Origin of the sequence: Streptomyces sp. NBC_01478 (genome assembly GCF_036227225.1) — a bacterium.
In the GTDB taxonomy this organism is placed as follows: domain Bacteria; phylum Actinomycetota; class Actinomycetes; order Streptomycetales; family Streptomycetaceae; genus Streptomyces.
In genome coordinates this window covers 7020133-7034177 of sequence record NZ_CP109444.1, presented here as the reverse complement: position 1 = coordinate 7034177, position 14045 = coordinate 7020133, and the positions used below count along the sequence as shown (strand labels likewise).

14 protein-coding genes are annotated in these 14045 nt (G+C 69.6%); 3 read left to right on the top strand and 11 right to left on the bottom strand.

The annotated features are described in order from the left end of the window. Nucleotides 1-101 precede the first annotated feature (101 nt). A complete protein-coding gene (locus OG223_RS31985) occupies nucleotides 102-875 on the top strand; it encodes an SDR family NAD(P)-dependent oxidoreductase (protein ID WP_329256021.1) in 774 nt (257 codons plus the stop codon). A 96-nt stretch (nucleotides 876-971) separates the two neighbouring features. On the opposite strand, the gene groL is transcribed toward OG223_RS31985, so the two are convergent. The 5 genes from groL to OG223_RS31960 form a co-directional block, all read right to left on the bottom strand. Beyond that, entirely contained in the window at nucleotides 972-2597 is a 1626-nt protein-coding gene (groL, locus tag OG223_RS31980; protein WP_200687744.1) for a chaperonin GroEL, read from the bottom strand. A gap of 119 nt (nucleotides 2598-2716) precedes the next feature. Next, the gene (gene groES / locus OG223_RS31975; RefSeq protein ID WP_019066754.1) at nucleotides 2717-3025 is read right to left on the bottom strand and encodes a co-chaperone GroES; all 309 of its coding nucleotides are present in this window, start codon (nucleotides 3023-3025) and stop codon (nucleotides 2717-2719) included. 344 nt (nucleotides 3026-3369) lie between these two features. Next, nucleotides 3370-3792, bottom strand: coding sequence for a hypothetical protein (locus OG223_RS31970; protein WP_329256018.1), 423 nt, complete (start codon nucleotides 3790-3792; stop codon nucleotides 3370-3372). 78 nt (nucleotides 3793-3870) lie between these two features. After that, on the bottom strand, nucleotides 3871-4569 hold the full coding sequence (locus OG223_RS31965; protein ID WP_329256016.1) for a hypothetical protein: 699 nt from the start codon (nucleotides 4567-4569) through the stop codon (nucleotides 3871-3873). Beyond that, complete coding sequence (locus tag OG223_RS31960; protein WP_329256014.1) at nucleotides 4566-5525, bottom strand: polysaccharide deacetylase family protein; 960 nt, start codon at nucleotides 5523-5525, stop codon at nucleotides 4566-4568. Before OG223_RS31960 ends, OG223_RS31965 begins: the two co-directional genes overlap by 4 nt. Before the next feature lie 101 nt (nucleotides 5526-5626). On the opposite strand from OG223_RS31960, the gene OG223_RS31955 reads away from it, so the two are divergent. Further along, complete coding sequence (locus OG223_RS31955) at nucleotides 5627-6808, top strand: THUMP-like domain-containing protein (protein WP_329256013.1); 1182 nt, start codon at nucleotides 5627-5629, stop codon at nucleotides 6806-6808. Here OG223_RS31955 and OG223_RS31950 read toward each other — a convergent pair. The 4 genes from OG223_RS31950 to OG223_RS31935 all read right to left on the bottom strand — a co-directional run bounded on the left by OG223_RS31950 (nucleotide 6759) and on the right by OG223_RS31935 (nucleotide 9826). Further along, a complete protein-coding gene (locus OG223_RS31950; protein ID WP_329256011.1) occupies nucleotides 6759-7292 on the bottom strand; it encodes a hypothetical protein in 534 nt (177 codons plus the stop codon). The genes OG223_RS31955 and OG223_RS31950 overlap by 50 nt on opposite strands. Nucleotides 7293-7376: 84 nt before the next feature. Next, complete coding sequence (locus tag OG223_RS31945; protein WP_443073768.1) at nucleotides 7377-8642, bottom strand: RNA polymerase sigma factor; 1266 nt, start codon at nucleotides 8640-8642, stop codon at nucleotides 7377-7379. A gap of 54 nt (nucleotides 8643-8696) precedes the next feature. Beyond that, nucleotides 8697-9053, bottom strand: coding sequence for a YciI family protein (locus OG223_RS31940; RefSeq protein WP_329256007.1), 357 nt, complete (start codon nucleotides 9051-9053; stop codon nucleotides 8697-8699). Between the two features lie 158 nt (nucleotides 9054-9211). After that, a complete protein-coding gene (locus tag OG223_RS31935; RefSeq protein WP_329256005.1) occupies nucleotides 9212-9826 on the bottom strand; it encodes a hypothetical protein in 615 nt (204 codons plus the stop codon). Between the two features lie 196 nt (nucleotides 9827-10022). Here OG223_RS31935 and OG223_RS31930 point away from each other — a divergent pair, with 196 nt between their 5' ends. Then, nucleotides 10023-11009: a helix-turn-helix domain-containing protein gene (locus tag OG223_RS31930; RefSeq protein WP_329256003.1), complete on the top strand. Its 987-nt coding sequence runs from the start codon at nucleotides 10023-10025 to the stop codon at nucleotides 11007-11009. 93 nt (nucleotides 11010-11102) lie between these two features. Here OG223_RS31930 and OG223_RS31925 read toward each other — a convergent pair whose 3' ends face one another. Both OG223_RS31925 and OG223_RS31920 read right to left on the bottom strand, forming a co-directional pair. Beyond that, the gene (locus OG223_RS31925) at nucleotides 11103-12608 is read right to left on the bottom strand and encodes a GMC family oxidoreductase (RefSeq protein WP_329256001.1); all 1506 of its coding nucleotides are present in this window, start codon (nucleotides 12606-12608) and stop codon (nucleotides 11103-11105) included. A 353-nt stretch (nucleotides 12609-12961) separates the two neighbouring features. Beyond that, on the bottom strand, nucleotides 12962-14014 hold the full coding sequence (locus OG223_RS31920; protein WP_329255998.1) for an LCP family protein: 1053 nt from the start codon (nucleotides 14012-14014) through the stop codon (nucleotides 12962-12964). Nucleotides 14015-14045 lie beyond the last annotated feature (31 nt).

Genomic DNA, 14045 nt, shown 5'->3' with positions numbered 1-14045 from the left:
GCACCACCTGTTCGACGCGCTGTTCGACACGTGTTCGTCACGGATCTGGAGGGCCTGTGCAGAGATCGGACCGGCTCGCTCCGGGTCACTAATCTTGCGCCATGACAACGGCATTGATTACGGGATCGACCGCGGGGATCGGTGCCGCGTTCGCGCGGCGGCTCGCGGCGGACGGACACAACCTCGTGCTGGTGGCGCGGAACACCGAGCGGCTCGGGGAGCAGGCGACCGAACTGCACGACCGGCACGGCATCGAGGCGGAGGTGCTGACCGCCGACCTCGCCACGGACGAGGGCATCGAGGCGGTGGCCGCCCGCCTCGCCGACCGCAAGAACCCCGTCGACCTGCTGGTCAACAACGCGGGCTTCGGCAACAAGGGCCGCTATCTCGACGTACCGATGGCCGACGAGCTGAAGATGCTCAAGGTGCACTGCGAGGCGGTGCTGCGGCTGACCAGCGCGGCGACCGAGGCGATGCGGGAGCGCGGGCGCGGCGGGGTGGTCAACGTGGCGTCGGTGGCGGCCTTCGTGCCGCGCGGGACGTACGGCGCGTCGAAGGCGTGGGTGGTGCAGTTCACGCAGGGGGCGGCCAAGGACCTGGCCGGGACCGGCGTACGGCTGATGGCGCTGGCGCCCGGTTTTGTGCGGACCGAGTTCCACCAGCGGGCCGGGATGGGCACGGACAACATCCCGAACTGGATGTGGCTGGACGCGGACAAGCTGGTCGCGGCGGCGCTCGCGGATCTGGCGCGCGGCAAGTCGCTGTCGATCCCGGACCCGCGCTACAAGGCGCTGATGGGCCTGGTGAAGGTCACTCCACAGGCGGTGCTGGGCGGGATCACGTCGAAGACCGGGCGGAAGTACGGGCCGCAGTGACGGGAGCCGCCCTGCTGACAGTGACGGCAACACGAAGGCCCGGCTCCCCCAGAGGGGTGCCGGGCCTTCGGTCTGTTACGGGGTCACCGACTCGCGTCAGTGGGAGTGGCCGTGGCTGTGACCAGCGGCGGCCGGCTCCTCCTCTTCCTTCTTCTCGACGACCAGGGTCTCGGTCGTGAGGAGCAGGGAGGCGATGGAGGCGGCGTTCTCCAGGGCGGAACGGGTGACCTTGACCGGGTCGATGACGCCGGCCTTGACCAGGTCGCCGTACTCGCCGGTCGCGGCGTTGAAGCCCTGGCCGGGCTCCAGGTCGGCGACCTTGGCGGTGATGACGTAGCCCTCGAGGCCCGCGTTCTCGGCGATCCAGCGCAGCGGCTCGACGACCGCGCGGCGGACGACCGCGACACCGGTGGCCTCGTCGCCGGTCTTGTCGAGGTTGCCCTCGAGGACCTTGGCGGCGTGGACCAGAGCGGAGCCACCACCGGAGACGATGCCCTCCTCGACCGCGGCGCGGGTCGCGGAGATGGCGTCCTCCAGACGGTGCTTCTTCTCCTTCAGCTCCACCTCGGTGGCGGCGCCGACCTTGATCACGCACACGCCGCCGGCCAGCTTCGCGAGGCGCTCCTGGAGCTTCTCGCGGTCCCAGTCGGAGTCGGTGTTCTCGATCTCGGCCTTGATCTGGTTGACGCGGCCCGCGACCTCGGAGGAGTCACCGGCACCGTCGACGACGGTCGTGTCGTCCTTGGTGACCGTCACGCGGCGGGCGGAGCCCAGCACGTCCAGGCCGACCTGGTCGAGCTTGAGGCCGACCTCCTCGGCGATGACCTGACCGCCGGTGAGGGTGGCGAGGTCGCCGAGCATCGCCTTGCGGCGGTCGCCGAAGCCGGGGGCCTTGACCGCGACCGCGTTGAACGTGCCGCGGATCTTGTTCACGACCAGGGTCGACAGGGCCTCGCCCTCGACGTCCTCGGCGATGATCAGCAGCGGCTTGGAGGCGTTGGCCTGGATGACCTTCTCCAGCAGCGGCAGCAGGTCCTGGATGGAGCTGATCTTGCCCTGGTGGATGAGGATGTACGGGTCCTCGAGGACCGCTTCCATGCGCTCCTGGTCCGTCACGAAGTACGGCGACAGGTAGCCCTTGTCGAAGGCCATGCCCTCGGTGAAGTCCAGCTCCAGACCGAAGGTGTTGGACTCCTCGACGGTGATGACACCGTCCTTGCCGACCTTGTCCATCGCCTCGGCGATGAGCTCGCCGACCTGGCTGTCCTGCGCGGACAGACCGGCCACGGCGGCGATGTCGGCCTTGTCGTCGATGGGCCGCGCGGTGGCGAGCAGCTCGTCGGAGATGGCCTTGACGGCGGCGTCGATGCCCTTCTTCAGGGCGGCCGGGGAGGCACCCGCGGCGACGTTGCGCAGGCCCTCGCGCACGAGCGCCTGGGCGAGCACGGTGGCGGTGGTGGTGCCGTCACCCGCGATGTCGTTGGTCTTGGTCGCCACCTCCTTCACGAGCTGGGCACCGAGGTTCTCGTACGGGTCGTCGAGCTCGACCTCGCGGGCGATGGTGACGCCGTCGTTGGTGATGGTGGGGGCGCCGAACTTCTTGTCGATGACGACGTTGCGGCCCTTGGGGCCGATCGTCACCTTGACCGTGTCGGCAAGCTTGTTGACGCCGCGCTCGAGGGCGCGACGGGCGTCCTCGTCGAACTTCAGGATCTTCGCCATGGGAGCGGTTCAGCCCTCTCGGAAAACGTGGGTGAAACGAACTACGCCCCTGACGCCCGGCTTCATAAGGTCGCGGGGGCCAGGGGCGTAGCTCACATACAGAATCTGCGTGAAGCGAATTACTTCTCGATGATCGCGAGCACGTCGCGGGCCGAGAGGACGAGGTACTCCTCGCCGCTGTACTTCACTTCGGTGCCGCCGTACTTGCTGTACAGCACGATGTCGCCGGTCTTCACGTCGAGCGGAAGACGCTCGCCGTTCTCGAAGCGGCCCGGGCCCACGGCCAGGACGACGCCCTCCTGGGGCTTCTCCTTGGCCGTGTCCGGGATGACCAGGCCAGAGGCCGTGGTCTGCTCGGCGTCGAGCGGCTGGACCACAATGCGGTCCTCAAGCGGCTTGATGGCAACCTTGGAGCTGGTGGTCGTCACGATCCGACCTCCCCCTTCGGAGATCTCACGGGGTTAACTGTCTGAGGTGGCGACCAGGTGGATCCGTCGTCGCGGGTGCCGGACCTGCCCGTCGCTATTGGCACTCTCCAGGGGGGAGTGCCAGACCTGAGACTATGACTGCGATTAGCACTCGGTCAAGCGGAGTGCCAATGCCCGCGGCGCTTCGGCAGGATTTCGAAGTCGCCCTGTGCTCTTTCGACGGGCCTGTCCTGGTGTCGCCGTCCCCGGGGGCTGCGCCCCCAGACCCCCCTTCGGCCTGAACGGCCTCGTCCTCAAACGCCGGACGGGCTGGATGTGCCGACCGGCGCCGAACAGTTCCCGCGTTAGTCCGCCGTGCACCCCCAGTAGCCGATCTCCGCCGGCTCGCCGTCGCGGTAGAGGATCGTGCACCGGCCCGTTCCTCGGTCCGGGAAGGACAGAGCCCCGGTGCGGAGGGCGGCGACCCATCGCTCGCGGGTGGGTCCACCCTCGGGCGTCCAGTCGCGCAGTTCGTCCTCGGTCAGGGGTCGCATCATGGCGAAGTCGTCCCCGGACCCGCCGTCGATGACGGCGTAGAAGTCGAGCACGGAGGACGTGCCGCCCGTCAGGATGTACTCCCGCCAGCCGTCGTCCTCCCACAGATCGACGATGTCCCGCCCCGGGAACCCGTGGTCGTCCTTGGCCAGTTCCTGTTCCTGCGCCTGCCGGAACGCCGACTCCAGATCCCTCTGGTACGGCCCGGTGGAGGTCCACTCGTTGCCACCCATCGCAAGGCCCTTTCCGCTCACCGCCGTTCGACGTGCGCGGCAGGCTATCCGGGGCGACTGACACCAACGGGACCGGCCCTAGAGGTAGTCCTCCAGGCGCCCCACCGTCAGGCCCCGGTCCTGGATGCCGCGGAGCAGTCGGGCCGCGCTGTCGGCCGGGCCGACCTGGACGATGTCGCCGGGGGTGAGGTGGTGGTCGCCTCGGGCGTAGGTGAGCGTTCCGGCGGTCGCGGAGGCCCGCCACAGGACCAGTGCGGAGATGCCGCAGTCGGCCGCGGCGCGGCGGGTCGTCGTGTCATACGTGCCGTAAGGGGGGCGCAGGAGGCGGGAGTTGGGGCGGGGCCGGCTGCCGCAGATCTCGGCGCGCTGGGTGTCGTACGGGAGGCCGGCGAAGTGGTGGCGGTCCGGTGCCGTGCGGAACTCGGTGACGGGGAGGCGTAGTTCGCGGACCAGATCGGCGAACCTCGGGTCGCGGCGCGCGCCCTCCTCGTGGTCGTAGGTCAGGAAGACGACCCTGTCACGGGTGCGGACGTGGTCCACGACGGGTGGGAGGCCCGGGCCCGCCGAACGCGCGGCGGACCGGGGCGCGGGTTTCGGGGCGGGGAGCAGTGGGGCGGTCAAACCCCAGTGGCGGTACGGCTGTTCGCGGACCGGGCCGTGCGGGTGGACGCGTTGGGCGGCCTTCTTGCCCAGCCGTTCGATGGGGTCGACGGACTGGGCGCAACCAGTGAGGAGGGTGGCCGCCAGGACGACGGCCACCGGTACCCGAACCCTCACAGGTAGTCCTCCAGGCGGGCCACCGCATACCCCTCGGCGGTGACCTTGCCCAGGAAGCGGCGCATGTCGTCGACCATCGTGCCCTTCCAGTCCGCACGGCCCCGGAAGTGCGTCAGGACGATGTCGCCGGGGTGCAGGGACCGGTCGTCCTCGCGGTACTCCCAGTGGTCGACGAACACCTCCTCGTCCCAGATCGGGGCGTACTTGATACCGCAGGACTTGGCGGCGACGAGGGTGTCGTGGTTGTAGTTGCCGTACGGCGGCCGGAAGACCGTCGGGGCCTTGCCGAACTGCTTCTTCATGATGTCCTGCATGCCGCAGATCTCGCGCTTCTGCTCGGCGTAGGACAGGCCCGGCAGATACGGGTGCGTGAGGGTGTGGTTGTTGATCGTGTGACCCTCGGCCTGCATCTTCCTGAAGTAGCCGTAGTCGTCCTTCACCAGGTAGTTGCTGAGGAAGGCGGTGTACGGGATCTTCAGGTCGCTCATCATCCGCAGGAACGCGGGGTCCTTGTTCTCGCCGTCGTCGATGGTGAGGAAGACGATCTTCTGTTTCGTGGGGATGGTGGTGAAGACCGGCGGGAGGTTCAGCTCCTCCTGGTCGTCCACCTCGAAGCCCTTGCGCGCGGTGATCTCCGGCTTCTGCGCGGGGGCCGGCGGGGCCTGGAGTGGCACCTTCGCCAGTCCCCAGCGCTTGGCCGCGGCCACCCTGGCGGCGTACGCGGCGCGCAACTTGGTCGCGTAGGAGTCCAGCGCGCGGGCCGGGGGCGCGTGCAGCCGCTGCGCGCCCTGCGCCGGGTGAACGGGCGCGCCCTCGGGCTGGCTGCAACCGGAGACGAGAGCGGCAAACGCAAGGGCGGCGAGCGCGCCACGGGCGCCCGTCCTCCGACCTCGACGGCCCTGCTGCCCCCGACTCCCGTACGCCCGATTGATGTCATTTTGTACGACTACTCGCATGGGGTCGGATTTTTTCAGGCCCCGGCCCCGATCCCGTGCCGACACCGCCAACACACCGCCACCGGAGGCACACCGTCCACCGACTGGCCCACAATGACCCGGTGAACGACCCCGTACTCGCCTTCGCCGCCCTGCTCACCCCCGAGGGCCGCGCCCTCCTCGACGAGGTCCGCGGCACCGACCCGGCCAAGGAACTCGCCGTCGCGACCCGCCTGCGCCGCGAGCACCCCGCCGACCTCGTCTCGGCGGCCCTCGGCCAGGCCCGGCTGCGGCAACGGGCGGCAGCGGCCAAGTTCGCCCCCGAGGACGCCGACCGCATGTTCTTCACCCCGAACGGCTTCGAACAGTCCACCCGGGCGAGCGTCGCCACGTACCGCGCCGGCCGGCTGCTGGACCTGGGCGTGGCCTCCGTCGCCGACCTCTGCTGCGGAATCGGCGGCGACGCGATCGCCCTCGCCCGGGCGGGGGTCAGGGTCCTGGCCGTGGACCGCGATCCGCTGACAGTGGCCGTGGCGCGCGCGAACGCGGAGGCACTGGGGCTGGCCGAGCTGATCGAGGTCCGGGAAGCGGATGTGACGGAGGTGGACACGTCCGCGTACGACGCCGTGTTCGTCGATCCCGCGCGGCGGGGTGGGCGCGGTCGCATCTTCGACCCGGAGGCGTACTCGCCCCCGTTGTCCTGGGCCATCGGCGCCGCTACGACGGCCCCGCTCGCCGCGCTGAAGATCGCACCCGGGGTGCCGCACGAGGCGATCCCGGCGACGGCCGAGGCGGAGTGGATCTCGGACGGGGGTGATGTGAAGGAGGCGGTGCTGTGGTTCGGGGCGGGGGTGCGGCCGGGGGCCGTCCGGGCAACTCTGCTGCCCGGGCCGCGAGTTCTGCACGGGCGCGGGTTGCCCGATCCTGACGTCCGTTCCGTGGGGCGGTACTTGTACGAGCCCGACGGTGCGGTCATCCGCGCGCATCTCGTCGCCGAGGTCGCGGAGGAGGTCGGGGGCGGGCTCGTCGACGAGACCATCGCGTATGTGACGGCGGATGAGCTACGGCCGACCGTGTACGCCTCCGCCTATGAGATCACCGATCAACTCCCGTTCGGGGTGAAGAAGTTGAAGGCGGTGCTGCGGGAGCGGGGGGTGGGTGTGCTCACCGTGAAGAAGCGGGGGTCGGCTGTCGAACCGGAGGAGTTGCGGCGGAAGGTGAAGCCTCAGGGGCCCAACTCGGCGACGGTGTTTCTTACTCGGGTGGCGGGGGCGCCGGCGATGTTGATCGGGCGGCCTGCCTGAGGGGCGGGGGGCAGGGGAGCGGCTCGATGGTGTGGTCTCGGAGGACTCGGGCGCGGCGGCTTGCCGTGTAGGCGAGGTCGTGGGCGTGACGGTTCGCCTCGCGGAGGGGATGGGACATGTCGAGGATGCGCAGGGTCTCCAACTCCCGTGCCAGGCGCGCGCAGTAGGCCGCCGCCTCCGCGACCAGGCTGCTGCGGCGGGCGGCCACCTGCTCCGCCGTCCGCGCCTGCTCCTGGTCGGCCTGTTGTGCCGCGCGTCTGCGGTCGCGCTCCGAGAGGCTCCGCTCGTGGGCCCACTCCCGCTCTCTCAAGCGGAGGTCCGCGTCGAGCTGGAGCCGGATCTTCTCCTTCTCCAGCACCCGCGTCCGCCGCGTCTGCCAGAGCGCGACCCCGGCCGCGATCACGGCGACCGCCACTCCTCCCACGGCCGTGATGACCGACGCGCCGTCCAGCGCAAGGATCCGGCCGTCGACAGCCTCCAGCACGTCTCAGTCCCCCGAGTCCCCCGACCATGTGACCGCTCCACACTCCGTCGAATTCTGGCACCGGGGGGCGCCTTGTGTACCCCTTTACGACCCCTTCTCCGCCCGGCGCAGCAGGAGTTGGCGTTCGCGTTCATTGCGGGCGAGGGAAGCGGCTCGGGTGAACTCTGCCCTCGCCTCCGTCGTACGGCCAAGGCGGAGCAGCAGGTCGCCGCGGACGCTGGGGAGCAAGTGGTAGTCGCGCAGGGCGGGTTCGGTGGCGAGGGTGTCGACGATCTCCAATGCCGGGGCCGGGCCCTGCGCCATCGAGACGGCCACCGCTCGGTTCAACTCGACCACCGGGGACGGGGATCGGGCGGCGAGGAGGCCGTACAGGGTCGCGATCGTCGGCCAGTCGGTCTCGTCGTAGGTGTACGCGTGGGCGTGGCAGGCGGCGATGGTGGCCTGGAGGGCGTAGGGGCCGGGGGCGCCTGTGGACGTGGTGTCCGCGCGGCCGAGGGCGGTGATGCCGCGGGCGATGAGCAGGCGGTTCCAGCGGCGACGGTTCTGGTCCTTGAGGAGGACGGGGTCGCCGTTCGGGGCGGTGCGGGAGGCCGAGCGGGAGGCCTGGAACTCCAACAGCGAGGCCAGGGCGTGCACTTCGGGTTCCTTCGGCATCAGGCCGGAGAGGAGGCGGGCCAGGCGGAGCGCGTCCTCGCAGAGGCTCGGGCGGAGCCAGTCGTCGCCGGCCGTCGCCGCGTAACCCTCGTTGAAGATCAGGTAGATGACGTCCAGGACGGAACCCAGGCGGGCCTCGCGGTCGGGGCCGTAGGGGACCTCGAAGGCCACGTTCTTCGTCGCCAGGGTGCGTTTGGCGCGGACGATGCGCTGGGCGATCGTCGGTTCGGGGGCGAGGAAGGCGCGGGCGATCTCGGGGGTGGTCAGGCCGCCGAGGAGGCGGAGGGTGAGGGCGGTGCGGGCCTCGGGGGACAACACCGGGTGGCAGGTCGTGAAGACCAGGCGCAGGAGGTCGTCGTCGATGTCGTCGGGGGCGGCGGGTTCCTCGGGCAGGGCCGTGGTCTCCAGGGTGCGGCCGATCTCCTGGAGCTTGCGGGCGTAGTTCTCGCGGCGCCGGATCAGGTCGACGGCGCGGTGCCTGGCGGTGGCCATGAGCCAGGCGCCCGGGTTGTCGGGCACACCGTCCCGCGGCCACTGCTCAAGGGCGGCGACCAAGGCATCCTGGGCCAGTTCCTCGGCGATGCCGACGTCGCGGACTATGCGGGCCACGGCGGCGATGATGCGGGGGGACTCGATGCGGAAGACGGTCTCCAGGGCGGTCACGGGCGAGGCGGTGGGTTGTGCTTCCGGTTCCACAACCCACCATCGAACACCTCCGGCGCTCTCAAGCCAAGGAAGGCCGGGGAAGGCTCAGCCCTCCGCGATCTCCCGCACCTCGCACGTCACCGTCCAGAACTCCTCGTGCACCTTCAGGAACCGCTTCGTCCACTCGATCGCCTCGGCCATGTCCTTGCACTGCATGAGCGCGTAGCCGCCGACGACCTCCTTGGACTCGGTGAACGGGCCGTCGGTCACGGAGATCTTGCCGCCCTCCCAGTGCACGCGGGCGCCCTGCGCGGTCGGGGTGAGGCCCGCGGTGTCGAGCATCACGCCGGCCTTGGTGATCTCCTCGATCAACTCGCCCATGCGCTGCATCAGTTCGGGGCTGGGGCCCTCGGCGGGGACGGTCTTCTCGTCGATCTGTACGAGGGAGAGGTAGCGGGGCATGGTGACTCCTCGGTCGGGCGGCGGCCAGGTTCTTCCCGGCCTTTCAACCATGCGTCGAACGAGGGGGCGCCGGATCGACACACTCGCCGGAATTCCCCGAGGAATTTTTCCGGGTTCCTGTTTCCACAGGTCAGGCGCCTTGCATGGGCGGCCACACGCTAGTCGAAGTCGTAGTCGATGAAGGCGAGGCAGACAACGGTTCCGTCCGGCTCCACCGCCGAGTAGCCGTCCCTCTCCTCCCCCACGACAGGAAAGAACAGGGCGTTGCCTCCGCGATCCGGATCGGTGATGATCTCGGCGTAGTTGGCTCGGCGGCCCTCGGCGTCGCCGGCCGCGATGATGCGCTTGGCATCGCGGAGATGAGCCTCGGCGCCTTCCACGCCGGCCCGCTTCGGGTCGAACGGGTCGCTGCACAGGACGGCGTATCCGTCCAGCGGAGCCGGGTCGTAGCCGTTGTATCCGTCGCTCCAGTCGGCCGCCTCGATACGGGCGGCGTCCGCCAGGAGCACGACGACGATGCCGGCCCGGGCAACCGAAGGCTTGTCGTCCTCCCGGCACCAGGAGAAACCCGCGTATACCGGAGCACTGCTCAGTCCCGAGGGCAGGCCGCCGTGACACCAGCCGCCGCGCCCCATCCCGAACCAGGTAACCGACCCCTCCAGCGTCAACTCCCCTACGTGGGCGAACCATTCAGGTTTGAGCGTGCACGTTTCGCGCTTGCGGTTGATGTGATCCACCCATTGCCGTAACAAGGCGTCATTGGTGTCCGTCATACCCGCACAATCTTGTGGGTCCTTGACTGAGGTCATGCCAGAACAGTGGCACAGGGGTCCGACAGCCCGCCGCCACGGCGACGTACGTAACGAACACGAACTCCACAGGCTGGTGTTGAAGCAGTGCACGTGAGGGGATCGGCGAGTGGCGAACCGTACGGGAGCGGAAGTCGACGGCGCGCGCGGGGTGTTCTCAGTGGACTCGACCGAGCCGGGCGCCGCACCGCGGGGACTCGACGCCTTCCGGCGCGGGTGGAAGACGCAGATCGGCGACGATGTCTTCCAACTGCCGGCCTTCAGCCCGGACACGATCGGTGACTTCCGGGTCAAGGGCCGCGTGGCCAAGGTGCACGGCGCGGCGATCGCCGACCTGCACGCCGCGTCGGCGACCCGGACCGCGGACGCCCCGGGCGGCGATCAGGATCAGGTGGCCATGTACGTGGTGCGGCGCGGTGCGTGGACTCTGGGCGGCCCGCCCGGATACGGCGAACAGACCGTATCGGCCGGGCAGTTCCTCGTCCGGCACGTCGGGCGCCTGACGGCTTTCGAGACGACGGCGCACCTGACCGCGAAATTCCTCGTCCTGCCCCCCGGCGAGCTCAAACCCCTGCTCGGGAACCGGGTCGTCACCGGGCCGGCGGACTCGGCCGAGATACGTCTGCTGACGGCCTTCACCGGCATGATCCAGACAACTGTCGCCGACCTCGGCCGGGCCGGTACGGAAGCCGCTCACAGCGCCCTGATCGAGCTGGCCAAGGCGGTGGCGAAGGGGCGGTTCGACGATGTGGAACCCCGGCTGGCTCCCGCGCTCACCCAGGCGGCCAAGGACCTCGCGGACCGCAGGCTCGCCGATCCCGAACTCTCTCCGGCGATGCTCGCGCGTGAACTCAACGTCTCCGTCCGTACGTTGCACCGGGCATTCGCCGCGGTGGGAGAGCAGGTGACCACCTACATCCGCCATCGGCGACTGCACGAGGCCCGGCTCGCCCTCACCGTGCCGTCGGGTCGCCTGAGTATCTCGGAGCTCGCCGCGCACTGGCAGTTCGCGGACAGCAGCCACTTCAGCCGGACCTTCAAAAAGCACTACGGTCAGACTCCCACCGAGTACGCCCGCTCGAGCGGAGCAGCCCCGCCCTCGCCGAACCGGCACCCGGCGGGCCACGGGGCGTCCGAAAGCGCGTGACCAGAGGTGGGCGGCCGCCCTGAGTTCGGCAATCAGGGTGCCGGCAGCCGGGGATGAGCGCGTTGTGGAAGCGCCATGGGCGCTGACGAAGGCTCAGTCGATCAGTTCGGCGGCCCGTTCGGCGATGGCGTAGACGGTCGCGTTGGTGTTGGCCGAGGGGATGGACGGCATCACCGAGGCATCGGCGACCCGCAGTCCGGCTATTCCGTGCACGCGAAGGTTCGCAGGGTCGACGACGGCATCGGCGTCGGTTCCCATGCGGCAGGTCCCGGTGAAGTGGAAGTAGGGGCCGGTGGCCTTGCGGATGAACTCGTCCACGGATTCGCCGCTCGTCCCGGAGCCCGGCACCGCTTCCTGCTTGCGCCAGTCGGCGAACGCGTCGGCCTCCCCGATGCGGCGTGCCAGGGCCAGGCCTCTGCGCATGATCTCCAGGTCACGGTCGTCGCTCAGGTAGCCGGGGTCGACGACGGGAGCACTGCCGGGATCGGCGTCCGCCAGCCGCACGGTGCCGCTGCTGTACGGAGCCATCGCGGCGAAAGCGATGGAGTAGCCGTTGGCCGGCGGCTGTCCCCATGCCGACGGGAGCGGTGCGGCGACGATGTAGACCTGAAGGTCCGGCCGGGCCGCGGCGGGGTCGCTGTACAGCAGGCCCATCATTTCGGCCGGCGGGTTGGCAGGGATGAACGGTACGGGCTGGATGGCCTCGTACACCACGCCCGCCATCGGATGGTCCTGCAGATGGGCGCCCACTCCCGGCAGGTCGGCGACGACGTCGATGCCGTGTTCCTCAAGGTGCTGTGCCGGGCCGATCCCTGACAGCATCAGGAGATGTGCGGAACCGACGGCTCCCGCGGTCAGTACCACCTCGGAGCTGTCGACGGACACCTGCTCCCCACCGACGGTGTACTCGACGCCGGTGCAGCGGCCCGCGGTGGTGCGCAGCCGCCGCACGGTCGCGTCCGTGACGACGTCCAGGTTCGGCCGGTCGAGGAACGGACGGAGGTAGGCGTCGGCCGCGCTCTGGCGGGCGCCGCCGGGCAGATTCATGTCACTCCACCCGAACCCGGTCTCCAGCCCGCTGCCGATGTCATCGGCGCGTGCGAACCCGGCCTCCACCGCGGCGTCGACGCCCGCCGTGGCCAGGGGATGGGGTTCCGGGACCGGGGCGACCACGACCGGTCCGTCCGTGCCCCGCACGGAGGCATCACGGCCGCGAGTGCTCTCGCTGCGGCGGAAATAGGGCAGCAGATCGTCGAAACCCCAGCCCGGAGCACCGAGGCCGGGCCACTCGTCGTAGCCGGAGCGGTGCCCCCGCAGGTGGTAGAGGCCGTTGATGCTCGACGATCCGCCGAGCGCCTTGCCGCGCAGCACGTCAGCGGCCCTGCCTGTACCGGCCTGCACGGTCGAGGCGCTCAGCCAGAGGGATGACGGGTCAAACCCCAGGAAGCCCCAAGGAGATGCCATCGTCTCGGTTGCGTCCCGGGCTCCCGCCTCCAGCAACAACACCCGCACGCCGGGGCGTTCCGAAAGCCGGGAGGCAATCACGCATCCCGCTGTCCCCGCTCCCACCACGACATGGTCATAAGAACTCTTGGCCATCACGTCTCCGCTTTCCACGGCAGCCTTGTCCGGCCGCCGCATTTCAGGAAATCCAGTCTTCGACGATCAGGGCACGCCCGAGTTTCCGGTCTTTTGTATGGAGCCGATCAGGAATAGACCGGGCGTTCCCCTCTGCCGTCGAAGCCTACGAAGATCGACACAGCACGCGCTTGAACCACCGCGACGTCCGTTCGGAACCTGAGCGCCACACGTCAGGGTGGAGAGCTTTGGGCAACCTGGTCGGCCAGGTCTGCGTAGCCGTTGCCGTTGCCGTCGAGGAGCTGGACGCCGTCGCCGAAGCCGTCGTTGGCCGAACGAGACTCCTCAGCCCGCTCAGGGGTTGTAACGGCCGGTCACTTCAGGGACTCCCACAGCTCGCTCGCCGCCGGCTCCTTCGCGACCACCCGGTTCGGGTCGGACGGTGCCGTGACGTTCGGCATCGTCACCGTTGTCACCTTGTCCGCCGACAGGCCCTTCAGGCTCTCGCCGAGGCTGATGAGTTCGCTCAGGGAGTCGAGGCCGGTGTCGGTGGTGAGACTGTCGGTGACCGCGTCGGTGACCTCGTAGAGCTTGGTGGGGTCGGTGAGGAGGTCGTTGGCGGAGATCTGGGTCAACAGGGCCTTCACCAGGGTCTGTTGGAGGCCTATTCGGCCGAGGTCGCTGCCGTCGCCGATGCCGTGCCGGGTGCGGGCGAACGCCAGGGCCTGTGTGCCGTCGAGGTGGTGGGTGCCCTTCTTGAGGTGCAGGTGGCTGTCGTCGTCGTCGATGTCCTGGGTCGTGGTGACCGTGACGCCGCCGAGCGCGTCGACCAGTTTCGCGAAGCCCGCGAAGTCGATCTCTATGTAGTGGTCCATGCGGACACCGGTGATCGACTCGACCGTCTTGACCGCGCAGACCGGACCGCCCACCGAATAGGCGGTGTTGAACATCGCGTTGTACGCCACCGATGTCGAACCCCCCGACGACAGCGGGCAGGACGGGCGGGTGACGAGGGTGTCGCGCGGGATGCTGACGATCGTGGCCTTCGTACGGCCCGCGTCGAGGTGGACGACCATCGCGGTGTCGGAGCGGGCTCCGGTGCTGCTGCCGCCGCCGAGTGCCTTGTTCTCCTTGCCGCTGCGCGAGTCGGAGCCGAGGACCAGGATGTTCAGGGAGCCGGTCGGCACGGGGGAGGCGGACGCGGACGCGGCGGCGGAGGGGGTGGTCACCGCCTTCGCGGGGCGGTCGGCGCCGAGCGCGCTGTCGATGTCGACGCTCTTGATGTTGCTGTTGAGGTGCCAGTAGGCCCAGCCCGCCGTGGCGACGCCCAGGACGAGGGCTCCGGCCAGAGTGAGGCCGGCGATCTTCAGCACTCGCGATCGCCGGCCCACTCGTCTGTCGTCGTCGGCGTTCTCTTTGTCCGTCACGGGGAGGAACGTAAGTCCGAATTATTAGGAG

Bases quoted from the DNA above. Each gene is read 5' to 3' on its own strand.
- OG223_RS31985 (WP_329256021.1), top strand. From the start codon at position 102: ATGACAACGGCATTGATTACGGGATCGACCGCGGGGATCGGTGCCGCG.
- groL (WP_200687744.1), bottom strand. From the start codon at position 2,597: ATGGCGAAGATCCTGAAGTTCGACGAGGACGCCCGTCGCGCCCTCGAG.
- OG223_RS31970 (WP_329256018.1), bottom strand. From the start codon at position 3,792: ATGGGTGGCAACGAGTGGACCTCCACCGGGCCGTACCAGAGGGATCTG.
- OG223_RS31960 (WP_329256014.1), bottom strand. From the start codon at position 5,525: ATGCGAGTAGTCGTACAAAATGACATCAATCGGGCGTACGGGAGTCGG.
- OG223_RS31940 (WP_329256007.1), bottom strand. From the start codon at position 9,053: ATGCCCCGCTACCTCTCCCTCGTACAGATCGACGAGAAGACCGTCCCC.
- OG223_RS31935 (WP_329256005.1), bottom strand. From the start codon at position 9,826: ATGACGGACACCAATGACGCCTTGTTACGGCAATGGGTGGATCACATC.
- OG223_RS31925 (WP_329256001.1), bottom strand. From the start codon at position 12,608: ATGGCCAAGAGTTCTTATGACCATGTCGTGGTGGGAGCGGGGACAGCG.